At 74.9% G+C, this 26239-nt stretch carries 21 protein-coding genes; 8 read left to right on the forward strand and 13 right to left on the reverse strand.

Going from position 1 to position 26239, the window contains the following annotated elements:
- Window position 1: 1 nt before the first annotated feature.
- On the reverse strand, window positions 2–1459 hold the full coding sequence (locus IF02_RS0116695; RefSeq protein ID WP_030157658.1) for a hypothetical protein: 1458 nt from the start codon (window positions 1457–1459) through the stop codon (window positions 2–4).
- Window positions 1460–1619: 160 nt separating this feature from the next.
- Here IF02_RS0116695 and IF02_RS0116700 point away from each other — a divergent pair, with 160 nt between their 5' ends.
- Window positions 1620–2909, forward strand: coding sequence for an ATP-binding protein (locus IF02_RS0116700; RefSeq protein WP_030157660.1), 1290 nt, complete (start codon window positions 1620–1622; stop codon window positions 2907–2909).
- Between the two features lie 39 nt (window positions 2910–2948).
- Here the strand turns inward: IF02_RS0116700 and IF02_RS0116705 are convergent, their stop codons facing one another.
- The 5 genes from IF02_RS0116705 to IF02_RS0116725 form a co-directional block, all read right to left on the reverse strand.
- Complete coding sequence (locus IF02_RS0116705; protein ID WP_030157662.1) at window positions 2949–3563, reverse strand: hypothetical protein; 615 nt, start codon at window positions 3561–3563, stop codon at window positions 2949–2951.
- Complete coding sequence (locus IF02_RS0116710) at window positions 3560–5173, reverse strand: serine/threonine-protein kinase (RefSeq protein ID WP_234318227.1); 1614 nt, start codon at window positions 5171–5173, stop codon at window positions 3560–3562. The genes IF02_RS0116705 and IF02_RS0116710 overlap by 4 nt, the downstream gene beginning before the upstream one ends.
- 184 nt (window positions 5174–5357) lie before the next feature.
- Window positions 5358–6614 (reverse strand): Tm-1-like ATP-binding domain-containing protein, encoded by a 1257-nt coding sequence (locus IF02_RS0116715; protein WP_030157666.1) that lies wholly within the window; start codon window positions 6612–6614, stop codon window positions 5358–5360.
- Window positions 6615–6662: 48 nt separating this feature from the next.
- On the reverse strand, window positions 6663–7151 hold the full coding sequence (locus IF02_RS0116720) for an NUDIX domain-containing protein (RefSeq protein WP_030157668.1): 489 nt from the start codon (window positions 7149–7151) through the stop codon (window positions 6663–6665).
- Between the two features lie 30 nt (window positions 7152–7181).
- A complete protein-coding gene (locus IF02_RS0116725) occupies window positions 7182–8231 on the reverse strand; it encodes a cation diffusion facilitator family transporter (RefSeq protein ID WP_030157670.1) in 1050 nt (349 codons plus the stop codon).
- 161 nt (window positions 8232–8392) lie between these two features.
- On the opposite strand from IF02_RS0116725, the gene IF02_RS0116730 reads away from it, so the two are divergent.
- The 3 genes from IF02_RS0116730 to IF02_RS0116740 are packed head-to-tail and all read left to right on the forward strand — an operon-like array spanning window position 8393 to window position 12366.
- Window positions 8393–10771: an FHA domain-containing protein gene (locus tag IF02_RS0116730; RefSeq protein WP_030157672.1), complete on the forward strand. Its 2379-nt coding sequence runs from the start codon at window positions 8393–8395 to the stop codon at window positions 10769–10771.
- 6 nt (window positions 10772–10777) lie between these two features.
- Entirely contained in the window at window positions 10778–11419 is a 642-nt protein-coding gene (locus tag IF02_RS0116735; RefSeq protein WP_051696269.1) for a hypothetical protein, read from the forward strand.
- A complete protein-coding gene (locus IF02_RS0116740; RefSeq protein WP_030157677.1) occupies window positions 11419–12366 on the forward strand; it encodes a serine/threonine-protein kinase in 948 nt (315 codons plus the stop codon). The genes IF02_RS0116735 and IF02_RS0116740 overlap by 1 nt, the downstream gene beginning before the upstream one ends.
- A 15-nt stretch (window positions 12367–12381) precedes the next feature.
- On the opposite strand, the gene IF02_RS0116745 is transcribed toward IF02_RS0116740, so the two are convergent.
- Window positions 12382–13692: a streptophobe family protein gene (locus IF02_RS0116745; RefSeq protein ID WP_078622132.1), complete on the reverse strand. Its 1311-nt coding sequence runs from the start codon at window positions 13690–13692 to the stop codon at window positions 12382–12384.
- A 109-nt stretch (window positions 13693–13801) separates the two neighbouring features.
- On the opposite strand from IF02_RS0116745, the gene IF02_RS0116750 reads away from it, so the two are divergent.
- Window positions 13802–15043, forward strand: a complete 1242-nt coding sequence (locus IF02_RS0116750) for a DUF6777 domain-containing protein (protein WP_078622133.1) — start codon at window positions 13802–13804, stop codon at window positions 15041–15043.
- A gap of 52 nt (window positions 15044–15095) precedes the next feature.
- On the forward strand, window positions 15096–17165 hold the full coding sequence (locus tag IF02_RS0116755; protein ID WP_030157683.1) for a SpoIIE family protein phosphatase: 2070 nt from the start codon (window positions 15096–15098) through the stop codon (window positions 17163–17165).
- A 27-nt stretch (window positions 17166–17192) separates the two neighbouring features.
- Here the strand turns inward: IF02_RS0116755 and IF02_RS0116760 are convergent, their stop codons facing one another.
- Window positions 17193–17876 (reverse strand): DUF4328 domain-containing protein, encoded by a 684-nt coding sequence (locus IF02_RS0116760; protein WP_037836450.1) that lies wholly within the window; start codon window positions 17874–17876, stop codon window positions 17193–17195.
- A gap of 517 nt (window positions 17877–18393) precedes the next feature.
- Here IF02_RS0116760 and IF02_RS0116765 point away from each other — a divergent pair.
- Window positions 18394–21099, forward strand: a complete 2706-nt coding sequence (locus tag IF02_RS0116765) for a phosphodiester glycosidase family protein (RefSeq protein ID WP_051696270.1) — start codon at window positions 18394–18396, stop codon at window positions 21097–21099.
- An 11-nt stretch (window positions 21100–21110) separates the two neighbouring features.
- Here the strand turns inward: IF02_RS0116765 and IF02_RS0116770 are convergent, their stop codons facing one another.
- The 3 genes from IF02_RS0116770 to IF02_RS0116780 all read right to left on the reverse strand — a co-directional run bounded on the left by IF02_RS0116770 (window position 21111) and on the right by IF02_RS0116780 (window position 24576).
- The gene (locus tag IF02_RS0116770) at window positions 21111–23081 is read right to left on the reverse strand and encodes an ABC transporter permease (protein ID WP_030157688.1); all 1971 of its coding nucleotides are present in this window, start codon (window positions 23079–23081) and stop codon (window positions 21111–21113) included.
- Window positions 23082–23246: 165 nt separating this feature from the next.
- Window positions 23247–24068, reverse strand: coding sequence for a molybdate ABC transporter substrate-binding protein (gene modA / locus IF02_RS0116775; RefSeq protein WP_030157690.1), 822 nt, complete (start codon window positions 24066–24068; stop codon window positions 23247–23249).
- 112 nt (window positions 24069–24180) lie between these two features.
- Complete coding sequence (locus IF02_RS0116780; protein WP_030157692.1) at window positions 24181–24576, reverse strand: TOBE domain-containing protein; 396 nt, start codon at window positions 24574–24576, stop codon at window positions 24181–24183.
- 134 nt (window positions 24577–24710) lie between these two features.
- Between IF02_RS0116780 and IF02_RS0116785 the strand changes: the two genes are divergently transcribed.
- Window positions 24711–25130, forward strand: coding sequence for an RNA-binding S4 domain-containing protein (locus IF02_RS0116785; protein WP_078622134.1), 420 nt, complete (start codon window positions 24711–24713; stop codon window positions 25128–25130).
- 75 nt (window positions 25131–25205) lie between these two features.
- Here the strand turns inward: IF02_RS0116785 and IF02_RS0116790 are convergent, their stop codons facing one another.
- Together IF02_RS0116790 and dhaL are read right to left on the reverse strand one after the other, a co-directional pair.
- The gene (locus IF02_RS0116790) at window positions 25206–25610 is read right to left on the reverse strand and encodes a PTS-dependent dihydroxyacetone kinase phosphotransferase subunit DhaM (RefSeq protein WP_030157697.1); all 405 of its coding nucleotides are present in this window, start codon (window positions 25608–25610) and stop codon (window positions 25206–25208) included.
- Window positions 25607–26209: a dihydroxyacetone kinase subunit DhaL gene (gene dhaL, locus IF02_RS0116795; RefSeq protein ID WP_030157698.1), complete on the reverse strand. Its 603-nt coding sequence runs from the start codon at window positions 26207–26209 to the stop codon at window positions 25607–25609. Before dhaL ends, IF02_RS0116790 begins: the two co-directional genes overlap by 4 nt.
- Between the last annotated feature and the right edge of the window lie 30 nt (window positions 26210–26239).

Below are 26239 nucleotides of genomic sequence, written 5' to 3' on the forward strand. Positions count from 1 at the left end.
CTTACCGGCGCTCGTACACCGTCACCCGGCGGCCCCGGACCTGGCGGTCCTCCACCACCGTGAACCGCTCCTTCAGCACCGCGGCCTTCGCCGCGTCCCGGGCGGCCCCCGAAGGCTTCGCCACCTTCGCCGCGTCCGTCACCAGCAGCACCCGCGACCGCCCGAGCAGCGCCTCCCGGATCCGGGCCGGATCCGCCTCCTCGCCCTTGAGGGTGGCCGAGGCCACCGGACTCCGCTCCAGGGCCACGTCCGCCAGCCCCGCGAACGCCCCCGGCGAGACCAGTGCCGTGTCCCGCCGGGCAGCCGGTACGAACAGCACCGCGTCCCCGGGCCGCCCCAGGCGGGCCACCTCCCCGGCCACCGCCAGTACGTCGTCGACCCGGCTGGCCGGAGCCCGCTTGCCCAGCTCCACCGGCAGCAGCGCCAGCACCGCGACCCCGACCGTGCCCGGCACGAGCAGGCCCGCCGCCCTCGGGAACCGGGGCCGGGCCGCCCGTACGGCCGCGCCCAGCCCCGCCCCGATCAGCAGGGCCAGACCCACCATGCTGAACAGCACGTACCGGTCCAGGAACAGCGGCTGGACCAGCGAGATCCCGATCAGGCCCAGCTGCGGCACCGCCAGCAGCGGCAGCCCCACCGCGGCCGCCGACAGCCGGCCCGCGCGCGGCCGGTCCAGCCAGGCCCCGAGACCGCCGACGGCCAGCAGGATCGCCGGGCCGATCATCATGTGCCAGGTCAGCGGCGGAATCCAGGACACCTGGTCGGACTGGCTCCGGCTGAACAGCACCAGCGGCAGCGCCCCCGCGACCGCGCAGGCCCCGTACGCCGCCCAGCGCAGCCACACACCGCGCCCGGCCCGCACCCACCACAGCGTCGCCGCGTGCGCGGGCAGGACCAGCAGCGACAGCCAGTTCAGCAGCGCGCACACCAGCACCGTGACCGCGTACGCCGTCCACCGCGGCCAGGCCCGCCGCCCCGGCCCGGGCGCCGCGGACAGCAGCGACACCAGCAGCAGCGTGGAGAGCCCGGCGCCGGCCGCGACCAGCGCGTACGGCCGGCCCTCCTGGAGGTAGAACTGCACGGCCGGCAGCAGTCCGAGCGCCAGCCCGCCGCCCAGCCCCGCCCAGAACCCGGCCAGCCGCCGCCCGATCACCGCGACGCAGGCCGCGGCGGCCGCCACCGCCAGGACGGACGGCAGCCGCAGCGTGGTCGTACCGGCCCCGAACAGCTCGAAGAGCCCGTGCATCAGCAGGTAGTACAGCCCGTGCACGGCGTCGACGTTGCCGAGCATGTCCACGATCTCGCCCGCCGACCGCCCGGCCACCTGCCAGGTCGCCGCCTCGTCCCGCCACACGCTGGCCTGCCGCGAGAGCCCCCACAGGCCGAGGGAGACGGTCCACAGGAAGGGGAGCAGCCAGACGAGGGGCCCGCGTCGGGCCGCGGGTATGTGGCAAAGCATGAAGGTGCCGGGATCCTCGGTCTGGCGTTCGGGTGGAAGACACCAGTCTATGGACGCGGCGGAGGACTTCCGGACCGGCTGTTGTGCACCGCGGAGCGTGATCGCCGGGCCCGCCCGCCCCTAGCCTCGCCGCAGGAGCACGAACGAGGGGCGGTACCCGGTGAACTGGCTCATCCACGACTACCGCGAGAGCGATCTCGCCGCTGTCGTCCACCTGATCGACACCACGGCCGAACTCGGCCAGGAATCCGTCTTCTCGCTCGCCGAGTGCATCAGCGCCCTCACCGACCGGCAGCCCTGCGTGGTCGCCGTCCACCAGGGCGTCCCGATCGGCGCGGCCCTCGCCTGCGTCACCGGCGAGCGGGCCTGGGTCATGCGGATCGCGATCGCCGCCGGCTGGCGCGGCCGCGGCCTGGCCAGCGCCCTCCTCGTGGAGCTGGAGCGGCGGCTGATCGCCGCCCGCGTCGGGCGGATCGCGTACGTCCTGCCCGAGGAGGACCTGCTGGGCGAAGGCCTGCTCAACGCGGGGTACACGCGCCAGCCCGCCGTCGCCTACTTCGAGAAGACCGAGCCGCTGCACGGACCGGCGGCCGGCCTCCTCGACGACCTCGGCGGCCGCTTCCTGCCCAACGACCTGTGGGCCAAGGTCGCCGGAATGGAGCACGAGAAGGACCTCATAGAGCGGCGCGTCGTGCTCCCGCTCGCCGAGCCCGAACGGGCCGCCGCGCACGGGGTGCGGCCGCCGCGCGCCATCACCCTCTTCGGCCCGCCCGGCACCGGCAAGACCACCTTCGCCCGGGCCATCGCCTCCCGGCTCGGCTGGCCCTTCGTGGAACTCCTGCCCTCCCGCCTCGCCGACGAGGGCAACCTGGCCGCCGCGCTGCGCGACGCGTTCGCCCGGATCGCCGAGCTGGAGCGGGTCCTCGTCTTCATCGACGAGGTCGAGGAGATCGCACCCGTACGCACCGAGCCCGCGCAGCCCGGCGGGATCCACGGGGTCACCAACGAGCTGCTCAAACTGATCCCCGGATTCCGGGAGGGCGACGAGCGGCTGCTGGTGTGCGCCACCAACTCCATCCGCTCCCTGGACCCGGCGTTCCTGCGGCCCGGGCGCTTCGACTACCTGATCCCGATCGGCACCCCGGACGCCGGGGCGCGCGCCGCGATCTGGTCCCGCTACACGGCGGGCCGCACCGACGTGGACGTGACGGCGCTGGTGGCGGCGAGCGAGCTGTTCACCCCGGCCGACATCGAGCACGCGGCGCGGATCGCGGCGCAGGTGTCCTTCGAGCGGGATCTGGAGGCGGTGGGCGCGCGCGGAGCGGCGGCGGCCCAGCTCGGCGCCTCCACGCAGGACTACCTGGCGGCGGTCGCGCAGTGCCGGCCGACGGTGACCCCGGCGATGACGGGGGAGTTCCAGGCGGACATCACAGCCCACGCCAGGTTCTGAAACTCCGCAACGGAACAAGCGGGTACGGACACGGCCGGCCTAGCCCGCGCAGCGGTACGTGAACTGCGTCGCCGCGGTGCGCTGCCCGGGCGAGACCAGCTGGAGCCTCGCCTCGGCCCCGTACGTTCCACGGCCCTGGAAGGTCCACAGCAGGTGCAGCCGAGCCTCCTTCCGCCCGCTCGGCACCCGCTCGGTGAGCTGCTCCGACTGCGTGCCGTCGGAGCGGATCCAGCGGTACGTGAGGGTCCCCGGCCGCCCGTTGGTCCGTACGACGGCCACCACATCGGCGGTCGAGTCGCAGCCGGGACCCCGCGGGTCGGCGGTGGCGACGGTCACGTCCCGTACCTCGAGGGCGGGTCCGTACCGCTGCCAGGCCAGGTACGCGAGGACCGCGAGCAGGATCACGGCGGCCAGGGTGTACCGGCGCCACTCCCCGCGCCGGCGGCGGGGCGGTGCCGGTTCCGCGACCACGGGGAACGGGGCCGGCATGGCGGCCGTCACCCCGGGCCCGAACCGCAGGACCGAGCCCTCGACCCGGTCGGGCACGGCCTCCTGCGGCGGCAGCTGCGGCTGGGGCCGGGTCTGCTGCGGCCCGCTGAACCAGTGGCTGCCGAGGACGGTGGCGCTGTAGTCGTCGCTGTCGCTGTCGCTCATGAGATCGTGCACCGCCTGATGAAGACCTGGTCGGTCGAGGAACCGTTGCCGGCGGCGGGCTTGGTGGTGGCGCGCACGCCCCAGTAGCAGCCCGCGCCGGAGAAGGTGTGGGTCTTGACGAGCGGCGCGGCGGCGCCCGGCTGGTACGTGAGGGTGTCCGCGGCGCCGTCCGGCGTCCCCAGCCGTCCCTCCACGTCACCCGTGAACCATTCGAGCACCACCGTCACCGGGGCGGTGCCCTTCGCCTCGACGGTCACCGTCGCCTGGCCGATGGAGTTCCCCGTCTGGCGGACGGTGACGGACACCGCTCCGACGACCACCGTCGGCTTCGGCGAAGGCGGCGGGGTGGTGGTGGGCGGCTTGGTCGTCGGCGCCGTGACCGTGGGCGTCACGACCGGCGAGTAGCTCGGGCTCGCCGAGGTCGAAGGCGACGCGGACGCGGACGGAGAGAGGGAGGGGGACGGGGAAGCGGACGGGGAGGGGCTCGCCGACGTGCTCGGGCCCGGCGCCGGCGACGGGCCGGTGGCGCCCGGGCTCGCGCTCGACGTCGCGAACGCGTTCAGCGCGGCGGCCCCGCCGGCCTCCCCGCCGGCCGCGCTGTAGGTGAGCGCCGTCAGGACCCCCAGGACCAGCGCCGCGCCGCCCGCGATCAGCCCGGGCCGGCCCGGGGACCAGCGCGAGGGCGCGGCGATCGTGGTCGTCGCCACCGCCGTGGTCCCGGCGGCCGGGGCGCCCGCGGAGGGGAACAGCAGGGGCAGCAGTGCGGCCAGCGCCGCCAGCTTGCGCTGCCCGCGCTCCTCCCAGTCGGCCCCGTACGCGGCGAGCGCCACGCCCTCCAGCTCCGCCACGAACTCCTCGGCGTTCTCCGGCCGCTCCTCCGGAGCCTTGGCCAGACCCCGCCGGATCAGTGGGCGGACCGGCTCCGGGGCCTCGGTCTCCGGGACGGGCGCCTCGATGTGCTGGACCGCGAGCTCCGCGAAGTTCTGCCCGGCGAACGGCTTGCGGCCGGTCAGGCACTCGAAGAAGGTCGCCGTCGCCGCGTACACGTCCGCCGCGGGCGAGGCCGGGCGGCCCTGCCACTGCTCGGGGGCCATGTACGCCGGGGTGCCGGCCACCCCGGGCGTCGTACCGCGGCGCGCCGCGATCCCGAAGTCCACCAGCTTCGAGGAGCCGTCGGCGGAGACCAGCACGTTCTCGGGCTTGTAGTCGCGGTGGACCACGCCCGCCCGGTGCGCCGCGGCCAGGCCCAGCAGCGAGCCCTTCAGCACCACCAGCGCGGCCTCGGGATCGGCCTGCCCGGCCTGCTTCAGCAGGGCGCGCAGGGAGATCCCGTCGACCAGCTCCATCACGATGGCGGCGCCGGCGGGCGCCTCCACGTACTCGTACAACCGGACCACGTACGGGGTGTCCAAGCCGCCGAGGAGGCGGGCCTCGGCCCGGAACTCCCCGACGAACGCCGGGTCCTCGCGCAGCCGGTCGCTGAGGTACTTCACCGCGACCGGCGTGCCCGTCGCCTCGTGGACGGCGAGGACCACGCGGCCGCTGCCGCCCGAGCCGAGCTCCCGGACCTGCGCATAGCCGGGCACCGTCCACGCGTTCTTCATCGTCATGCCCCCGTCCCCGTCCCCGTGTCCCCGTGCGGGGCTTCACCGGGCCCCGGCCACCGGGCCCGCTCGCGGCGAGCGGGCACACCCAGGGACACGGTTTCCGCCACGGCCGGTTCCCAACCGCGCGGAGCATCTCACACGGTGGCCGGGGTGGTTTTACGGGGGCCTTACACGGGTCGTCCGGGGGTCACGCCGCGGCCCGCGCCGCGCCGATCATGGTGTGCAGCCGGTCGGCCGCCGCCCTCCCGAAGGCCGGGTCGTTGATGTGGGTGTCGTAGTCGTAGAGCCGGGCGGAACTGCCCCGCAGCCCCTCGCGCAGCGCCGAGAACAGGGCCCGGTCGGCGTCCGGGTCGTGGTAGGTGCCGCCCGGTGCGCCGAGCGTGGACAGTCCGCGGAGCGGGACGCACACGGCCGTGGGACCGGTCGCGGCGCGGAGTTTGGCGGCGACCCGGCGGCCGAGCTCCGCGCACTCGGCGGGGGTCGTACGGACCACGGTGATGGACGGGTTGTGTACGTGGACCCGGCGGTAGCGGGCCCGTTCGGGCAGGGTCTCCAGCGGGCCGAACTTCACCATGTCCAGCGCCCCCAGGCTCACCACCTGCGGAATCCCGGCCCGCCCGGCGGCGCTGAGCCGGTCGGGTCCGGCGGTGAGGATGCCGCCGCACAGGTCGTCGGCGAGCTCGCTGAGCGTGAGGTCGAGGACGCCCGCGAAGATGCCCTGGCCGGCCAGGGTCTCCAGGGTGCGGCCGCCCGTGCCGCTGACGTGGAAGACGAGTACCTCGTAGCCGAGTTCGGTCAGTCTCTCGCGGGCGGCGTCCACACCGGCCGTGGTGACACCCGCCATGCTCGCGGCGATCAGCGGGCGGGAGCCGGAGCCCAGCCGGGCCGGGCGGCGCAGCTCCATGGAGGCCCGTTCGAAGCCCTTGGCCATCCCCGCGGCCGCCTCGACCGCGTTCGCCATGACCGGCGCGGAGATGCTGTTGATCCCCGCGATGTCCACCACGCTGTACATCATCGTGATGTCCGAGGATCCGACGTACGGGGCCACGTCCCCGGACGCCATGGACGAGACCATCAGCTTCGGCACGCCGAGCGGCAGCGCGCGCATGGCCCGGGTGGCGATGGAGGTGCCGCCGCTGCCGCCTATGGCGAGCACCGCGTGCAGCCGGCCCTCGGCGTGCAGGCGTAACAGCGTCGCCTCGGCACCCTCGGCCATCGCCGTCACGGCCGCGCCCCGGTCGGCGGCCGCGCGCAGTTCCGACAGTTCCGTTCCCGCTGCCCGGGCCACCGCCTCGCGCGGTATGTCCGCGGGCACCCGGGGATCGCCCATGATTCCTGTGTCGACCATGATCACTTCGACGCCGGTGCGCAGCAGCCTCTCGCGCAGCCAGCCGTACTCGACACCCTTGGTGTCCAGGGTTCCCACCAGCACGACGTTCGTCATATGTGCAATGTCCACGCAGGTGGGGTTTGTTGGCAAGTCAAGGTCGGGTCAACCTCGCGGCAGCCCCAACAGCCTCTCCAGGAAAGGAATTTGAGAGGGGATCAGCTTGGTTTCGGCCACCGGGGGAGTGAACCAGGCCACCCGGTCCAGTTCGGGGAACTCCTGCGTCCGGCCCGAGTGCGGAGGCCACTCCATCGTGAAGGTCCCGGGCACCATCAGCGCCGGATCAAGGTCCGCCCGTACCGCCCAGATCGTCACCAGCTTGCCGCCGGGGATCCGCAGCTCGCCCAGCGGGAGGTACGGCCCCTCGGGCGGCGGCAGGCCGATCTCCTCGGTGAACTCCCGGCGGGCCGCGTCGATCGGGGCCTCGTCCTCCTCGTACTCGCCCTTGGGGATGGCCCAGGAACCGTCGTCCTTGTGCTCCCAGAACGGGCCGCCCATGTGGCCGAGGAGCACCTCGATGCCCTCGCCCGGGGAGCCGGCGGGCCCGGCGGCCGGGCGGAAGAGGAGCAGTCCGGCGCTGCGCTTCTGTGTCATGCGTCCATGTATGCCCCGCGCACGGGCACCTCAGTGGTCGTGCGGGCCCTGCCGGTGCACCGGGCCGTGCGCGTCGGCGCAGTGCGGGTCGGCCGCGTCCTGGCCCGGGCGCCCGACCGTGAGCAGGGCCTCCTGGGCGTGGTCCACCTGGAGGGTGGTGTGCGTGATCCCGTACTCCTTCTCCAGCAGCCGCTCCAGGTCGCGCCGTACGGCATGGCAGTCGCCGGCCGGCTCGACCAGGACGTGCGCGGACAGCGCCGCCTGCCCGGAGGTGATGGTCCAGATGTGCAGGTCGTGCACCTCGGTGACCGGCGGGTGCCCGACGAGCCGGTCGCCGACCGCGTCCGGGTCCATGTGGGCCGGGGCGGCCTCCAGGAAGATCCGGCCGGATTCGCGGACCAGTCCGTAGCCCGCCCGGACCATCAGCACCACGACCACCAGCGTGGCGATCGCGTCGGCCTGGACGAATCCGGTGGTGAGCACGATCAGACCGGCGACGGCGGTGCCGATGAAGGCGAACAGGTCGTTCAGGATGTGCTGGTAGGCGCCCTCGACGGCGAGCGAGGAGCGGTTCGCCTTGGAGATGCACCACGCGGCGGCCACGTTCACGACGATGCCCGCGAGCGCCGTCACGAGGACCAGCCCGCCCGCCACGGGCGGCGGGTCGAGCAGCCGCCGGACCGCCTCGTACGCCAGCCAGAGCGCGAGCAGGAGCAGGGTGAGCCCGTTGGCCTGGGCGGAGAGTATCTCCGCGCGCTTGAGGCCGTACGTGAACCCGCCGCGCGCCGGGCGGGCCGCGAGCCGCATCGCGATCAGCGCGAGGACGATCGAGACGGCGTCGGTGAGCATGTGGGCGGCGTCGGAGATCAGGGCCAGCGACTGGGCCACGATGCCGATGACGACCTCGATCGCCATGAACGCGCCGATGAGGCCGAGCGCGATGGCCAGCCAGCGGCGGTCGGCGTCGGCGGCGACGCCGTGGCTGTGCCCGCCGTGCCCGCCGTGATCGTGGCCGGCGGCGTGATCGTGGCCGTGGTCGTGCGGCGCATTGCCGTCGTGCGCGTGGTCGTGCCCACTCATGGCGTCCCCCGTGTGTTCGGTTCCGACGCGTGAAGTGAAGCGCACCGTGACGCAATGGGCAAAGGCTGCAACGGGGACCGTTGTCATTACCCTTAAGAGGCCGCTGACCTGCGGTGATGCAGATCCCTGCCGAGCCGGGCCGATCGTGGGAAAATCTCCACATGGCCCAGCGCCCCGGTGTGCCGACCGCGCCCGAGCTCGTCCTGGAAACCGACGCCGGCACCACCGCGATGGTCCCGGGTCGGACGTACCACGTCGGCCGCGACCCCCTCTGCGAGATCTGCCTCGACGACGCCCGCGTCTCCTGGCACCACGCGATCCTGCGCCCCGACGGCGACCACTGGACCGTGGAGGACGAGGACAGCACCAACGGCACCTGGGCCGACGGCCGCCGCATCCACGCGTGGAACGTCGGCGTCGGCAGCGAGCTGCGCTTCGGCAGCGCCGCCGACGGCCCGCGCGCCCTGCTGCTCGGCCCGGCCCCGGCCGCCCCGGCCGCCCCGGTCCGCCGGCCCGCCGGCGACCGCCCGTCCTCGGTGTCCCGCCCGTCCCTCACCGGCACCTTCCGCCGGCCCACCACCGTGCGCCCGCTGCCCGCCCGCACCGCCGTGCGCATCGGCCGCGCCCCCGCCAACGACCTCGTCATCGACGACCTCGTCGTCTCCCGCCGCCACGCAGAACTGCGCGCCCTCGCCGACGGCACGTACGAGATCGCCGACCTCGGCAGCCACAACGGCACCTTCCTCAACGGCACCCGCACCGACCGCGCCCCCGTCACCGAGGGCGACATCATCGGCATCGGCCACACCGTCCTGTGCCTCGTCGGCAACCAGCTCCAGGAGTACGTCGACACCGGCGAGGTCTCCCTCGACGTCCAGGACCTGGCCGTCACCGTGGACCACGGCCGCAAGACGCTCCTCGACCACGTCTCCTTCCCTGTCGGGACCAAATGCCTGCTCGCCGTCATCGGCCCCAGCGGAGCCGGCAAGTCCACCCTGCTCGGCGCCCTCACCGGACTGCGCCCCGCCGACCACGGCACCGTCCTCTACGACGGCCGCGACCTCTACCGCGACTACGCCGAACTGCGCAGCCGCATCGGCCTCGTCCCCCAGGACGACATCCTGCACGCCCAGCTCACCGTCCGCCGCGCCCTCACGTACGCCGCAGAACTGCGCTTCCCGCAGGACACCGCCCCGGCCGAACGCCAGGCCCGCGTCGACGAGGTGATCGGCGAACTCGGCCTCGAACAGCGCGCCGGCCAGCCCATCCACAGCCTCTCCGGCGGCCAGCGCAAACGGGTGTCCGTCGCCCTCGAACTGCTGACCAAGCCCTCCCTGCTCTTCCTGGACGAACCCACCTCCGGGCTCGACCCCGGCATGGACCGCTCCGTCATGCACATGCTGCGCAGCCTCGCCGACGACGGCCGCACCGTCATCGTCGTCACCCACAGCGTGCTCAGCCTCGACGTCTGCGACCGGCTGCTGGTCCTCGCGCCGGGCGGGCGCATCGCGTACTTCGGGCCGCCCGACGAGACCCTCGGCTTCTTCGGCTTCACCCAGTGGCCCGAGGCCTTCGAAGCCTTCGAGAACGACCGGGACCGGGACTGGGCGGGGGAGTACCGCAGCTCCCCGCAGCACCGCACGTACGTACGCAACGCCGCGCGGCAGCCCCGGCTGGAAGAGGACCGGTCCGGGACGGCCGCCTTCGCCGCCCCGCCGCCCAAGGCCCAGAGCTGGGGCTCCCAGCTCTCCACCCTGATGCGCCGCTACGCCGCCGCGTTGAGCGCGGACCGCACCTTCCTCGCCATCATGATCGCGCTGCCGTTCGTCATGGGCGCCATGGCCCGGGCCCTCGCCGGCAGCACCCTCACCCCGCAGACCGCGATCAACGCCCTGCTCATCCTGTGCGTGGGCGGCGTGCTGACCGGCGCCGCCAACGCCGTGCGCGAGCTGGTCAAGGAACGCGTCATCTACCAGCGGGAACGGGCCGTCGGCCTGTCCAGATCCGCCTACCTGATGTCCAAGGTGCTGGTGCTCGGCGCCATCACCGTCGCTCAGGCCGTCGTGCTCACCCTGGTCGGCCTGTACGGAGTCGACACCAACGCCCCCGGTGGCCAAGGGGTCTTCATGCCGCCCCTCCTCGAAATCACCCTCGCCGTCGCCCTGCTGTCCTTCACCGCGATGATGCTCGGCCTGCTGGTCTCCGCCCTGGTCCGCAAGGAGGAGGTCACCATGCCGCTGCTGGTCCTCCTGGCCATCGTCCAGGTGGTCTTCTGCGGGGCCCTGCTCCAGCTCGACGGCGTACCGGTGATCGGACAGCTGGCCTGGCTGGTGCCGTCCCGGTGGGCGCTCGGCGCCATGGCCGGCACCATCGACCTCGGCGCGATCGTGCCCGGAAAGCTCACCGACGACCCGCTCTTCGCGCACAGCGCGGGCGTGTGGCTGCTCGATGTCGGGATGCTCGTCGTCCTGTCCGTCCTGTTCGGGGTGCTGGTCCTGCGGCTGCTGCGCCGCCACGAGCCCGCGATCATGCGGAAGTAGCCGCCGATGACCAGTACGACCGGTCCCGCCGCATTCCACCCCACCCACGTGGTCCCCCGGGAGGGGCTGCCGGCCTGGGAGGGGCCCGACCTCTCCCGGCCGACCGCGGCCCTGGACCCCTTCCTGCCCGTACAGCTGCTGTCCCGGCGCGGGGAGTGGGGGGAGATCCTGTGCGCCAACGGCTGGTCCGCCTGGGTGGACGGCCGGCTCCTGGTCTCCGTACCCGAGCCGCCGCCGACGACCGGCGGCCGGCCCCCGGCGCGCGCCGAGGACCCGGACCCGCTCACGCTGCTCGCGCACGGGGCCGAGGCCCTGGAGCGCTACCGGCGGGCCGCCGCGGACCTCGCCTCGGGGCGCACGGACACCGAGGCCTTCCGGCGGGCGACCCGGGGGCTGCGGGCCGGCATCGTGGTCGAAGGGGAGTCCGTCTGGCTGTACGAGGAGGCCACCGGGCGCTGGATGTACGGGGACGGCACCGGCCTCGTGACGTACGCGGTCGGCGAGGGTCCCGGGGGCCGCCCGGCCGAGCCGGGGCCGGCCGAGGCGTCGGAGCCGTCGGATGCGCCGGAGTCGCCCGAGGCGCCGGAGTCCTCGGTCGGACACGAGCCCACGCGGATCGTGACTCCGCCCGGGAGCGGAGGGCCGTGATGGCCGCCGAGTCCCTGGGCGGACGCCCTTCCGACCTGCGCGGCAAGCAGATCGCCGGGTACCTGGTGGAGAGCGAGATCGGCCGCGGCGGCATGGCGGTCGTCTACCTCGCCCGGGACCTGCGACTGGACCGGCCGGTCGCCCTGAAGCTGCTGGCCCCCGAACTCGCCCGCAACGACGTCTTCCGGCAGCGCTTCGCCCACGAGTCGAAGGTCGCCGCGGCGATCGACCACCCGCACATCGTGCCGGTCTTCGATGCGGGCGAGACCGAAGGGCTGCTGTACATCGCGATGCGGTACGTCCCCGGACAGGACCTGCGCGCCCTGCTGGACCGCACCGGGCCGCTGCCGGTGGAGACCGCGGCCCGGATCGCGGGCCAGGTGGCCTCGGCGCTGGACGCGGCGCACGCCCACGACCTGGTGCACCGGGACGTGAAACCGGGGAACATCCTGGTCGCGGAGGGGACGGACAGCGAGCACCCCGAGCACGTGTACCTGACCGACTTCGGGCTGACGAAGAAGTCGCTGTCGCTGACCGGGTTCACGAGCGTCGGGCAGTTCGTCGGCACCCTGGACTACGTGGCGCCCGAACAGATCTCCGGCAAGCCGGTCGACGCCCGCTGCGACGTCTACAGCCTGGGCTGCGTCGTCTTCGAGACGCTGACCGGGAGCCCGCCGTTCCGGCGGGACGACGACATGGCGCTGCTGTGGGCCCACCAGTTCGATCCGCCGCCCGCGGTGAGCTCACGGCGGCCCGGCCTGCCCGCGGCGGTGGACGAGGTGCTGGCGAAGGCCCTGGCCAAATCCCCGGACGACCGGTGGAGCAGCTGCCTGGAGTTCACGGGGGCGCTGCGCCGGGCAGGCGCCCAAGCGGCCCCGCCGCCCGGCGCCCCACCCCCGCCACCGCGCTGGGCGCTGCCGGTCTTCCGAGGCAGAGGAACCGGCTGAAGTCCGGTCGTCCGGTCACTTTCCCGTGGCCGCGGGCGGCTTCTCGACGAGACCGCGGCGGTGGACCGGGCGGGCCAGCAGCGCGCCCAGGAAGCCCGCGAGCGCACCCCACACCAGGGCGAGGCCCACGTTGCGCCACAGCACCGGGCGCAGCTCGACGGTGCCGCCGAGCCCGCCGACGTCCCCGATGCCCAGCAACGACAGCCCGAACCGGGCCTGGACACCGGCCAGCAGGCACACCATCAAGGTGGCGAGGGCGAGGGCCACGCCCAGGTGGAGCGCGTGCTGCCAGGCGCGGACGCCGGCCGGGGAGCGTACGGCGGCCAGGAAGCCCGTGCCGAGCAGCAGTACGGCGGCGACGGCCACCAGCCACCAGGCGCGCGAGTCCCGCTGCGCGAGCGAGGCCACGTCGACCCGGGACAGGTCGGGCCGGCGCAGCACCTCGTCCAGGAGCTGCGGCATCGGCAGCCCGAACGGGCCCTCGACCTTGCCCTCCCAGGCTCCGCCGAACCCCAGGGTGAGCCCGAACCAGGCGAGGTTCGGCAGGCCGAGCAGGATGACGGCGAAGGTCCGGTCCGCGTGCCCCTGCGTGGCGGCCACCACCAGGCCGACGCCGATGCCGAGGACCACGTACGCGAGGAGCAGCGCCACGGTGGCGAACGCGGCGGGGCGTACCGCCGTGTGGAAGCGGACGAGCCGGGCCGGGAGCGGCGCGCGGCGCGAGACCAGCAGGGCGATCAGCAACAGGCCCAGGATCCACAGCAGTCCGCAGCCGAGGGTCGCGGGCAGGGCCGCCCGGAAGCCGACCGTAGGGGAGGCGTCGAGGAGTTCGCCGAGGTCGGCCACCGGGGAGTCGCCGGTGGCGATCCCGAAGGTGTGGCGGGCGAGGAGCGCGGCGCCGGTGAGGGCGAGCAGCCAGAGCACGACCAGCGGGCCGGCCCGGGCCAGGAGCTCCCCCGGCCGGGCCACCGCCCGGTTGTGCAGGGGGCGCAGGAAGAGGGAGCCGGCGGTGAGGGCCCCGGCGAGGCTCACCGAGAGCGGGAGTACGGACAGGCTCGCGTCGGCCTGGGCCAGGAAGCCGGCCCCGCCCGTCACCTCGACCGATCCGCCGGCCGCCATCACGACGACCGCCGCGACCACCCGGGGGAACGCGCCGCCCGGCAGACCGGTCGCTCCGGCGCAGGCCAGACCGGCCGCGGCGACGACGGCCATCACCACGAAGCCCGCCACGACGGCGACGAGGGCGTCCCGCCATGCCCGCGCCGCGACCCCGGATGCCGAGCGCGGCGGCGGCGGACCCGGTGACGACGGACTGCTCACGCTCACGCTGCAACCGTAGGCACGCTCGGCTTGCGGCCACCACCGGGACGACGCACACAATGGTCCGCAGGGACCGGAACTCCGCCGCAACTCCGCCGCCTGGGAAGAAGAGCCCGTGACCACGCAACCTTCCGGCCCCGGCCAGGAGCCGCAGCGGCCCACGCAGTCCTCGCGGCCGCCGGGCCCGCGCCCCACCGGTCCGCCGTCCGGCCCCCTGTCGGGCGGGCGGCAGGGCCCGCCACCCGGGGGTACGCCGCCGGCTCCGCCACCTGGGGGTACGCCGCCCGGGCCACCCGCCAAGGGGCCCTGGTGGCGGTCCGGACCCCGGCTGGCCACCGCACTCGTCGCGGTGGCCGCCGCCGTGGTCCTGGCCGTCGTGCTGACCCGGCCCGGCGGCTCCCCTGCCGCCCGCGGCGAGGTGTTCCTCCAGCCCGCCTCCGCCACCGGCCCCGCCCCCTTCACCGAGTCCACCGCCGTGCAGGAGGCCGTACCGCCGCCGCAGAGCCCGGCGCCGTCGGCGCAGAGCGCCACGCCCGGCACCGGCACCACCCCCACGCGCAGCATCAGCGGTTCCGCGCCGGGCCTGTACGGCGGCACCCAGTCCGTGGCGAGCTGTGACGTCGAGAAGCAGATCCGGCTGCTGTCCGCCCAGCCCGCCAAGAACGGGGCCTTCGCCTCGGCGCTCGGCATCCGGCCCGAGTCCGTGCCCGGATACCTGCGCGCGCTCACCCCGGTGCAGCTGCGCACGGACACCCGGGTCACCAACCACGGCTACCACGACGGGAAGGCCACCGGCTTCCAGGCGGTGCTCCAGGCGGGGACGGCGGTGCTGATCGACGACCGGGGGGTGCCGCGGGTGCGGTGCGCGTGCGGCAACCCGCTCGGGCCCCCGGTCGCGCTGAACGCCGACCCGAAGCGGCACGGGGAGCCGTGGAGCTCGTACCAACCGTCGAAGACGGTGGTCATCGCGCCGTCGGTGACGGTCGTCCACAAGTTCGTGATCTACGACCACCACGACCGGCGCTGGTTCGCGCGGGACCGGGGCGACCACCAGGGCAAGCACGACAAGCCCGTGCCGCCGCCGGTGCTCCCGCCCGCGCCGGTCACACCGTCGCACCCCGCTCCCGCGACCTCCGCGCAGGGCCCGACCCCGCCCACCCCCTCGCACTCCCCGTCCGAGTCGGCGTCCGTGTCCCCGCCCCCGCCGCAGTCCCCGCCCGTCTCCCCGCCCCCGTCCGAGCCCGCGTCGAAGCCCGCGTCCGCGCCCGCGTCGAAACCCGAGTCGAAGCCGGCGTCCGCGCCCCCGCCAGGGAACCCGTCCGTCTCCGGCACACCGTCCGCCCACGGCGCCGGATGACGACGGCCGGGCTGTGCGGGCACGCGTCCGGGAACGGTGAGACCCTGGCTGCATGGCCGAAAGGGGAGCGAGCCCCGAGGTCGACTGGCCCGCGCAGCCGGACATGAGCCTCGCGCTCAACCGCATGGGCACCTTCGACTGGGACCTCGACAGTGGACAGATGCATCTGGATCCCACCGCCCTCGAGGTCCTCGACCTGCGCCCGGAGGAGTTCACCGGCACCCCCGAGGGGCTGCGGGTACGCGTGCCGCCCGGCGAGGAGGTCCGGCTCGACGCCCGGGTCGCGCAGGCGCTCAAGGACGGCCGCAGCCACTACGGGGCGTACGTACGCACCCGCCTGCGCGACGGAACCCCGGTCTGGACCCACATCCAGGGCCACATCCTGCGCGAGGCCAACGGCCGCCCGTACCGGATCATCGGGATCCTGCGCGACGCCGCCCACGACCCCGGCGAGCCCGGCGCCGGCGGGGAGCAGGCCGAGGGACGGCGCCGGATGACCGGCGTCGTCGAGCGGACCAGCGCGATCCTGGCCCACGCCCGGACCGTCAACGACGTGACCGACGTCCTCAAGGACCCCGAGGCCCTCGGCCACCTCGGTGCGGTCAGCGTGATGCTCGGCATCGTCGACGGCGGCCGGATCCACCTCGTCGCGGAGGGGCAGCTCGGTTCGTACGTCCCGGAGATCGAGTACACCCGGATCGACGCGCGGCTCCCGATGAGCGAGGCCGTACGGAACCTCCAGCCGGTGTTCATCGCCTCGCGCGAGGAGTTCCAGGGGCACTACCCGGAGCTCTGGCCGTACATCGAGCCGCTGTCCGTGCGCAGCGGCGTCTACCTGCCGCTGATCGCCCAGGGCCGGGCCGTCGGCGCGCTCGGGCTGCTGTACACGAGGGACGGGGACTTCACCGCCGAGGAGCGGAACCTGCTCGTCGCGCTGGGCAGCGGCATCGCGCAGAGCCTCCAGCGGGCCATCCTCTTCGAGCAGGAGCACGATCTGGCGGAGGGCCTCCAGCGGGCGATGCTGCCGCGCCGGATCCCGGAGGTGCCGGGGGCGCGGATCGCCGTCCGGTACCGGGCCGCCCGGATGGGGCGGGACATCGGCGGGGACTGGTACGACGTGGTCCCGCTCGGCGAGGGCCGCGTCGGGGTGATGATCGGCGATGTGGAGGGGCACGACACCGACGCGGCGGCGGTCATGGGCCAGCTGCGGATCGTCCTGCGCGCGTACGTCTCCGAGGGACACACCCCCGGCACGGCCATGGCGCGGGCCTCGACCTTCCTGCGGGAGCTGGAGACGGAGCGGTACGCCACCTGCACGTACGCCGAGGTGGACCTGAACACGGGCATGCTCCAGCTGGTCCGCGCCGGCCACCTCGAACCGGTGGTGCGGCGCGGCGACGGCAGCTGCCACCGCATCGCGGTGGCCGGCGGACTCCCGCTCGGGCTGCCGCCGCGCGACAAGCCGGGAACCGGCTCCGGCTACCCCGTCACCAGCCTCGAACTGCACCCCGGGGACACCCTGGTGCTGTGCACGGACGGTTTGCTCGAACGGCCGGACGGCGCCCCCGAGGCCGGGATGCAGGAGCTCATGGAGGCGGTCCGCGCCGGCCCCGTGGACGTCGAGGAGCTCGCCGACGTCCTGTGCGACCTGGTCGGGGACGCGGGCGTCGGCGACGACATGGCCCTGCTCCTGCTGCGCCGCCGCGGCACCCCCGCCCCGCGCGGTGGCGGTCCGCTGAGCCTGCCGCTCGCCCCGGGCGACCCCGACGGCCCGGCGATGGCGCGCCATCTGATCCGCGCGGCGGTGGCCGCGTGGGGCGCCGCGGACCGGGCCGACGAGATCGAACTGGCGGCGGACGAGCTGATGACCAACGCCCTCGTGCACACCGACGGCGGCGGCCACGTCAACGTACGGCTGACCGCGGAGGGCCGGATCCGGATCGAGGTCGAGGACTCCAGCAGCGCCCTGCCGCGCCGGCGCGAGGCGGGCGACTGGGCGGTGTCGGGGCGCGGCCTGCTGCTGGTGGACCGGCTGGCCGAGGAATGGGGAGTGGAGCCCCGGGGCGGCGGGAAGAGCGTGTGGTGCGAGTTCGCCGTACCGGGGCCCGCGGCGGCGCCGTGACGTGCGCGGGCGCCGCCGGGCGGCGGGTCAGACCGCCGCGTACGGGCCCTGCTCCGCCTTGGCGGTCTGCATGGCCGTCAGCTTGCGGACGAAGACGATGGCGAGGACCGCGGCGGCGACCGTCACCAGGTCGGTGACCATCCCCACGGCGGACGCGTCGCGCAGGGCCTCGGGAGTGTCGGCCCGCTTGTACATCAAGCTGAACACCCGGTCGAGCACCAGCGAGGAGGCCCACAGGGCCCACCAGGCGTTGAGGGGCGCGGCCGAGACCGCGCGGAAGGAGCCGTCGGGCCCGAACTGGGTGCTGGCGGTCCAGGTCTGCTTGGCGATCTGGAACGGCAGGAAGAGGTTGCCGATCGGGATGAACCAACCGCCGATGGCCCAGCCGCGCTTCTGGACGAAGGCGTCGGGGCGCATGATCTCGCCGTTCACGCGCACGCGGTGGAACCAGATGATGAAGACGACCGCCGTGGCCAGCAGGATCAGTGACTGGAGGGAGCCGGCGACCGCGGTGAGGACGTCCGACCGGTCGAGCGTGCCCTGGCCGACGTCCGCCGGGTCTGCGCTCACGCGCTTCATGAGCGAGAAGACGTACCCGCTGATGGCCGCCGAGAACAGGTTGACCGCGGCCGCGACCCCCAGCAGTACGGTGACCGCGACCGCCAGGCCGCGCGGGGAGCGCAGTACGTCGGTGGGAGCGGCGTACGGCATGCCGGGGTACGGGCCGCCGGGGTACCCGGGCTGGGGCGGGCCGGGGTACGGCTGAGCAGGGTAGGGCTGAGCGGGGTACGGCGGGCCGGGATACGGCTGTCCGGGGTGGGGCTGAGCCGGGGAGGCCTGCGCCGGGTACGGCTGCGGCGCTGCCGACTGCGCGGCGGCGGGCGGCTGCTGGGGCGACGGGGCTGCGGCTGGGGCCTCGGCCGGGGGCTGCGAAGCGGCCGGGGCTTCGGCCGGTGCCGGTGCCGGTGCCGGTGCTGAGGCTGCGGTCTCGGCCGGCGGCTGAGCCGGAGGTGGAGTCGGCGGGCCCTGCGGCTCGTTCAAGGACATGCGGTGCGTACCCCCCACGGGAACATGCGACAGAGATGCGGGTGCCCGCTGACCTGCGGCGGGCACGTCCGAACCTTGCCAGCCCGGCATCCGGCCGCCAAATCCTTTCTGCGGGCCGAATGACGGGTGAATGGCTGAAATCGCGGGGCACGGGCGCTCGTGCCCGCCCGGGGAGGGCCGAGTGGCCGATCCTGCCTGGGTGCTGAGCCTGCGTCCGCTGCTGCCCGTCCTGCTCGCCGTCGTCCTCGTCGCCCCCGCCCCCGCCTCCGCGCTCGCCGCCGGTGCGGGGTCCGACGGGATCGAGACCGCCCGTACCGGCCGGCAGATCGCCCCCGGGGTCCGGCTGGAGTCGTACGACCGGCTGGAGGCCGACCGCTGGCTGCGGATCGACGAGCTCCTCGTCGACCTCGGCGGGAGCGGCGGGGTGCGCGCCGAGTACCTGGGCGGCCGCGGCCCGGCCACCGTCGCCGAGTCCGCCGCCCGTCACCCCGCGGGGCCCGGGCGGCGCGTGGTCGCCGCCGTGAACGGCGACTTCTTCGACATCCGGGGTACGGGCGCACCGCTCGGCCCCGGCCTCGGCGGCGGCCGGCTGCTGCACTCCGCGGGCCCGGGGCCCGGCGCGGCCCCCGCCGTCGGGTTCGGCGCCGACGGCAGGGGCCGGGTCCTGGGTCTCGGCCTCGACGGGAGCGTCACCCTGCCCGGTGGTGCGGTGCGTCCGCTGACCGGCTACAACGCGGCCCGGCCGGCCGCCGAGGGCCTGTCCGCCTACACCGCCGACTGGCCGGGGAAGGAGCTGCCCGCGCTGGGCACCGCCGTTGCGGTCCGGGACGGCCGGGTCACGGCCGCGGCCCCGCCCGTACGAGCCCCGGCCCGCCGGGAGCGTCCGGAACCCGGCACCACGCTGCTCGCGGCGGCCGTCAACGGGTCGGCCGCCTCCGAACTCGCCGCCCTGCGGCCCGGGGACGCCGTGGCGGTCGCCGCCCGGGCCGTCCCGGGAGCCGGACCGATCCCGGTGGCGGCCGTCGGCGGGCGCGAGGCCCTCGTCGTGGCCGGTGTCCCGCAGAACCACGACGGCGAACCGAACAACACCGCCGCCCCGCGCACGGCCGTCGGGTTCTCGCGCGACGGGCGGCGGCTGCGGATCCTCACCGTGGACGGCCGCCAGCGCGACAGCGGCGGCCTCACCCTGACCGCGCTGGGCGGGCTGATGCACCGGCTCGGTTCGTACGAGGCCCTGAACCTCGACGGCGGCGGCTCCTCGACCCTGCTCGCCGGGCTGAGCGGGGCGACGGCCCTGGCCTTGGAGAACTCACCGTCGGACGGGCCGCAGCGGCCCGTGCCGAACGGGCTCGTCCTCACGGCTCCGGCGGGCTCCGGCCGGACCGCCGGGTACCGGATCGAGCCCGTCGGCGGCGCCACCGAGGACTTCACCCGGGTCTTCCCCGGGCTCACCCGGACCCTCTCGGCCACCGGTTACGACGCGCTGCTGGGTCCGGCCCCGGGCGCGCCGGTGTGGTACGCCGAAGGGGCCGGCAGGGTCGATTCCGCCGGGGTGTTCCACGCCGTGCGCCCCGGCCGTGCGACGGCGCACGCCCGGCGCACGACGGCGTACGGTGCGCTGCCGCTTGAGGTGCTCGGCCCGCTGATCCGGATCCGGCCCACGCAGGCCCGGATCGGGCTCGCGGAACAGGGGGAGAAGGCCGGATTCCGGCTGACCGGGTACGACGCGCAGGGGGCGGCCGCCGTCGTGGAACCCCGGGACGTGGCCCTGGAGTTCGACCGGTCCCGGTGGAGCGTCGCCGATGACGGCCGAGGCGGCTTCACCGTCACGGCCCTCGTGCCCCAGGCCACGGGCCGACTGCGCGCCACGGTCCGGACGATCGGCGGCTCGCCGGGCGCGGCGGGCGCGGCCGTCGAAATCCCGCTCGGCGTCGGGCTGGTGACCCTGCCGCTCGCCGATCTGGCCGACGCCGGGGAGTGGACCGGACCGGGCGCCTCCGTGGCCGAGGGGCATCCGGGCGCGGGGCTGGCCCTGGATCTGCCCCGGGCCGGGGCGCAGGGGAGCGCCGCCCCGCCGCGGCCCGTGCCCGTGCCGGAGCTCGCCCGTTCGCTCACGCTCTGGGTCGGCGGCGACGGCTCCGGGGCCCGGCCCGCCGTGGAACTGGCCGACGCGGCCGGGGCCCCCGTCACGGTGCGCGGGCCCGCCGCGGACTGGACCGGCTGGCGGGAGGTCACCCTTCCGCTCCCGGCCGCCGCGCAGCCTCCGCTCACCGTGACCCGGTTCTCGGCGGTCGGGGGGACCGGCCCCGGACGGCTCGCGCTCGACACGCTCGGCGCCCGGACCCCGCCGACGGGACCCGCCGCCGTGCCCGGGGTCCGGGATCCGATCGTGGCCGGCGAGGCCGGGGTCCGGGCGCGGCCCTGGCGGTTCGCCGTCGGGGGCGCCGTCGGGGGCGGGGACGCCGGTGCCGACTTCGTGCTGACCGGCGCCGACCGGCCGGAGTTCGTGCACCGCGGCGTGCGGTTCCTGTCGCTCGACAGCGCGAAGCCCACTTTGGGCGGAGGAGGCCTGGACCGGATGCGGGCCCTGCGCGAGGCCCTGGCGGACGCCGCCCGGGAGCCGGCCACGGGCGCGCTGGCCGTCGTACGGGCGTACGCGCCCGGCCGTGTGGACCTCAAGGAAACGGCCCTGACGGGGCGTCTGCTCGCCGAGTTCCGGCGCACCACCGGCAAACGGGCCGCCGTACTCACCGTCGGCGCCCCGGAGTTCGCCGCCGACCGCTCCGAGGGCGTCCTGTCGGTGGCCGCCCCGCGCACCGGCCGGACCCTGGTCGGCGTCGACGCCTTCGCCCCGGGGGACTGGCTCGCGGTCCACTACGCGCCCTGAGACCGTACGGGTCAGAGCTCCACGAGCGTGACCTCGGTCGCCTTCACGCTGGTCCATACCGGGGAGCCGTCGACCAGGCCCAGTTCGGCCGCCGCCTCCGGGGTGATCTCCGCGACCAGGTCCGGGGCCTCGGCCGAGCCGACCAGCACGCGCAGCCGGCTGCCGACCGCGGTGATCTCCCGTACGGAGCCCTGCCAGACGTTGCGCGGGCTGCCGGCCGGGCGGTCGCGGTGCACTGACACCGCCTCCGGGCCGATGATCGCCAGCGCCCGGGACCCCTCGGGCAGCGCCTCCGCCACCACCAGCCGGCCTCCGGCGGCGAGTACGAGGCCGTCGGCCGACGCGGTGCCGGGCCAGGCGTTGCGGCCGAGCATGCGGGCGACCCAGGGGGAGCGGGGGTGGCGGGTGACCTCGGCGGGCGGGGCGTCCTGGAGGGTGCGCCCGTCGGCGAGGACGAGGACCCGGTCGGCGAGGGATACCGCCTCGACGGGGTCGTGCGTGACGATGAGGCAGACGCCGCCGAAGCCGGCCAGGTGGGTGCGCAGGGTGTGCCGGACCCGGGCCCGCGTGGTCTGGTCGAGGGCGGCGAGCGGTTCGTCGAGGAGCAGCAGGCGGGGCCGGGCGGCCAGCGCGCGGGCCAGGGCGACGCGCTGGGCCTGGCCGCCGGACAGCTGTGCGGGCTTGCGGGCGGCGAGGTGGCCGACGCCGAGCCGGTCCAGCCACAGCTGCGCCTCGCGGCGGGCCTCGGCGCGCGGCACCCGGCGGGCGCGCAGCCCGTACGCGGTGTTGGCCAGCGCGCTCAGGTGCGGGAACAGTGCGCCGTCCTGCGGGACCCAGGCCACCTGGCGCTTGTGCGGGGGCAGCGCGGTGACGTCGGTGTCGCCGAGCCGGAGTTCGGCGTGGGCGCGGGGGGTCAGGCCGAGGAGGGCGCGCAGCAGGGTGGTCTTGCCGGCGCCGTTCTCGCCGACGACGGCGATGGTGGTGCCGGGATCGGCGTCCAGGGTGAGCTCGTTGAAGCCGGTGACGGTGGCGTGCAGCGGCCAGTGACCGCCGTCGTCGGGGGCGGCGGGCAGGCCGGCGGGCAGGTCCGCCGGCACCGGCTCCGCGGCCGGCGTCCGCCCGCTCCCGGGGGCCGCGGCCGCCGCCTCTTCCGGCATCCCCGGGGCCGGGGCGGGCCTGGCGGCGGCAGGGGTGCCGGTCCAGCGGCCGCGCAGGGCGATCAGTACGGCCATGGCGATGACGAGCAGCAGCAGCGAGACGGAGGTGGCGGCCTCGGGCTCGTCCTGGAGCAGCAGGTACACCTGGAGCGGCAGGGTCTGGGTGGTGCCGGGCAGGTTGCCCGCGAAGGTGATGGTCGCGCCGAACTCGCCGAGCGCGCGGGCCCAGGTGAGGGCGGCGCCCGCGATCAGGCCGGGCGCCACCATCGGCAGGGTCACGGTGAAGAACACCCGGACCGGCGAGGCGCCGAGGGAGGCGGCGGTCTCCTCGTAGCTCTGCTTGAGGCCGCCGAGCGCACCCTCCAGGCTGATGACGAGGAAGGGCATGGCGACGAAGGTGGCCGCCACGACGGCCCCCGACGTGTGGAACGGCAGTGTGATCCCGAACGTGCCCTCCAGCCAGGGCCCGAGCAGTCCGCGCCGGCCGAAGCCCAGCAGCAGCGCCACGCCGCCGACGGTCGGCGGCAGCACCATCGGGAGCAGCACCAGTGAGCGGACGAACGCCTTCCCCTTGAACGGGACACGGGCCAGCAGCCAGGCCAGCGGCACACCGAGGAGCAGTGAGAGGCCCAGCGCCCACAGGGAGACGAAGAGCGAGAGGCGCAGCGCCTGGACCACACCCGGGCTGGTGAGGTGGGTGCCGAGCTCGCTCCACTGGGTGCGGGTGAGGATGCCGATGAGGGGCAGCAGCAGGAACGCGACGGCGAGCAGCGCGGGGAGCGCCAGGGTCAAGGGGGGCCGGGTGCGGGTGCGGTGTCTGCTCATGTGGATTCCTGGCTGAAGCGTACGGGCGGACGGGAAGCACGGGGAGTACGCGGGCGCGAGGAGTACGGCGGGTCGGCGGGGACACGCCGAAAGGGACCGCCTGTCCCCCCCGGACCAGGCGGTCCCTCTCGATCCTTGCGGCTACGGCGCCGGCCAAGGAGCCGGTTACGCCTTCTGGAAGCCCGCGTCCTGGAGGATCTTCTGCGCCTCGGGGGTGCTCAGCCAGGCCACGAACGCGGCGGCGGCCTCGGCGTTCTTGGACGCCTTGAGGGTGGCGGCCGGGTAGGAGGCCACGGCGTTCTCGGCGTCCGGGATGTCCACGACGGAGACCTTGTCACCGGACTTGAGGGTGTCGGTCTTGTAGACGAGGCCGGCGTCGGCCTCGCCGAGCTCGACCTTGCTCAGCACGGCGCGCACGTTGGGCTCCTGGGAGACCGGCTTCACCTCGATCTTCTGGGCGTCGAGGATCTGCTTGCTGTAGCGGCCGACCGGGACCTCGGGCGCGGCGAGCACGACCTTGATCTTGGTGTCGGCCAGGTCCTTGAGCTCGTCGACCTTGAACGGGTTGCCCTTGCCGGCCGCGATGACCAGGCGGTTCTTGGCGATGACCGTCGGGTCGTTGGTCTCGGCCTTCAGCCCGTCCATCGTCTTGGTGTCGGCGGTGACCAGTGCGTCGGCCGGGGCGCCCTGCTTCACCTGGGCGGCGAGCTCCTGGGAGCCGGCGAAGGAGAAGGTGACCTTCGTGCCGGGGTGCGCCTTCTCGTACGCGGCACCCGCGGTCTTGAAGACGTCGGTGAGGGAGGACGCGGCGAGGACGGTGAGGTTCGCGGCCTTGGGCTCGGCGGAGGCGGAGGCGTTGGCCGAGGGGGAGGCCGCGGCGCCGGAGTCCTTCTTGTCGCTGCTGCCGCAGGCGGCCAGCGCGGGGACGAGGAGGGCGGCGGTCAGCGCGGCGGTGAAGGCGCTGCGGCGGTTCAGGATCGGGGACATGAGCTGGTGCTCCTCGGTCGGGTCGGCGGCCGGCCTGGTGCCGGTTCCGCGTGGTGGTGACCCGCGCCGGTGATGGGCGGAGCGGGTGGGAACGTGCGCTGGTGCTGGAGGGTCAGGTGCGGTCGATGTGCACGCTGGTGGACTTCACGCGGGCGGTGGCCTGCATGCCGACCTCCAGGCCGAGCTCCTCGACGGCCTCACGGGTGAGCAGGGAGACCAGGCGGTGGGGACCTGCCTGGATCTCGACCTGGGCGGCCACGTCTCCGAGCTTGACGGCGGTGACGATGCCGGGGAACGCGTTGCGGGCCGAGGTGTACGGCTCCTCGTCCTCGGTGTGGGCGCCCTGGCCCACTGCCACGGAGAAGGCGGCCAGGTCGCGGCCGTCGATCAGTCGCCGGCCGGCGTCGTCGCGGTGGGTCGCGACACGGCCGGCGTCGGCCCAGCGGCGGGCGGTGTCCGGGCTGACGCCCAGCAGGCGCGCCGCCTGTCCGATGGTGTAGGACTGCATGAGCGACAAGGTAGGGGCACGTGTCCCGCATTTGCAATTCTCTTGGGCTGATACACATGGCAGATGCCATGCCTCTTGGCAATTCCGCCAATATGCATTCCGCTTGGGGCGGGCCGGCTGGCTAAAGTTCCGGCATGGCTGATGAAGCAACGGGAACGGGCGCGGGAACGGGAACCACGGGAACCACGGGATCCGCCCGGGTGGACGCCTGGATCTGGTCGGTCCGCCTGACGAAGACCCGCTCGGTCGCGGCGACCGCCTGCCGGGCGGGCCATGTGAAAGTCAACGGGGAGCGCGCGAAGCCGGCGCAGGCGGTGCGCGCGGGGGACGAGGTACGGCTGTTCCACGCGGGGCGCGAGCGCATCGTCGTGGTGAAGCGGCCGGTGACGAAGCGGGTGGGTGCTCCGGTGGCCGCGGAATGCTTCGTCGACAACAGCCCGCCGGCGCCGACGCGCATCGAGGCCGAGGTGGTCGGCGTCCGCGACCGCGGCACCGGCCGCCCCACAAAGCGGGACCGCCGGGAAATCGAATCCCTCCGCGGCCGCGCCCACTGACGGGATTTTGACGACAGGACCTCGATCCCGGACCGGGCCGGCGCGATCCGAAGGGGACGCCCCGGCCCGGCCCCGTCAGACCTTGCGGTACGTGTAGGCCTCCTCGGCCGCCGCCGCCACCGCGTCCAAGGGGGCGCCCGCCGAGGCTGCCACCACCGCGGCCACCGCTCCCTCCAGGAACGGGGCGTCCAGCAGCCGGGACCGCGGCGGGAGCTCGTCCTCCGCCAGCAGCGCCTTCACCGTCAGCACCGAGCTGCCCAGGTCCGCCAGCAGCGCGACCCCCGCGCCCCGGTCCACCTCGTGCGCGGCCGCGGCGATGCGGTCCGCGTCCGTACCCAGGCCGCCGTCCGCGGTGCCGCCCGCCGCGGCCACCGGGACGACGGGGCCGCCCGCCGCCAGGCCCCGCGCCAGATCCGCCACGGACTGCGCGACCACCGCGCTGTGCGACACCAGGACGATGCCGACCGACGGCCCGCTCATACGGCGTCCGCCGCATCCGCGAGAGCCCCCAGCAGCAGGGCCGACGAGGTCGCCCCGGGGTCCTGGTGGCCGATGCTCCGCTCACCGAGGTAGCTCGCCCGCCCCTTGCGGGCCAGCATCGGCACCGTCGCCCGCGCCCCGTTCTCCGCCGCGACCGCGGCCGCCCGGTACGAGGTGCTGAGCTCCGCCACCCCCGGCACCAGCGCGTCCAGCATCGTCTTGTCGCCCGGCGCCGCCCCGCCGAGCTGCGCCACCGCGCCCACCCCCGCGTACAGAGCCTTGCGCAGTGCCTCGTCGGAGACCTCGGCGGCCTCCCCGAGCTCCTTGCCCGTCCGCCGCAGCAGCGTCCCGTACAGCGGGCCCGACGCCCCGCCGACCGTCGAGATCAGCGTCCGCCCCGCCAGCACCAGCACCGCCCCCGGACTCGCGGCGGGATCCGCCGCCAGGGCCGCCCGTACCGCCGTGAAGCCGCGCAGCAGATTGCTCCCGTGGTCGGCGTCCCCGATGGGGGAGTCGAGCTCGGTCAGCCGGTCCGCCTCGCGCTCCACCGCGGCCCCGGCGGCCGTCATCCAGCGCCGGAAGAATTCCGCGTCACGCAATTCCGTCTCCTCACCGTGTCCGCATTCCTG

Origin of the sequence: Streptomyces sp. NRRL S-244, from assembly GCF_000717915.1 — a bacterium.
GTDB lineage: Bacteria > Actinomycetota > Actinomycetes > Streptomycetales > Streptomycetaceae > Streptomyces.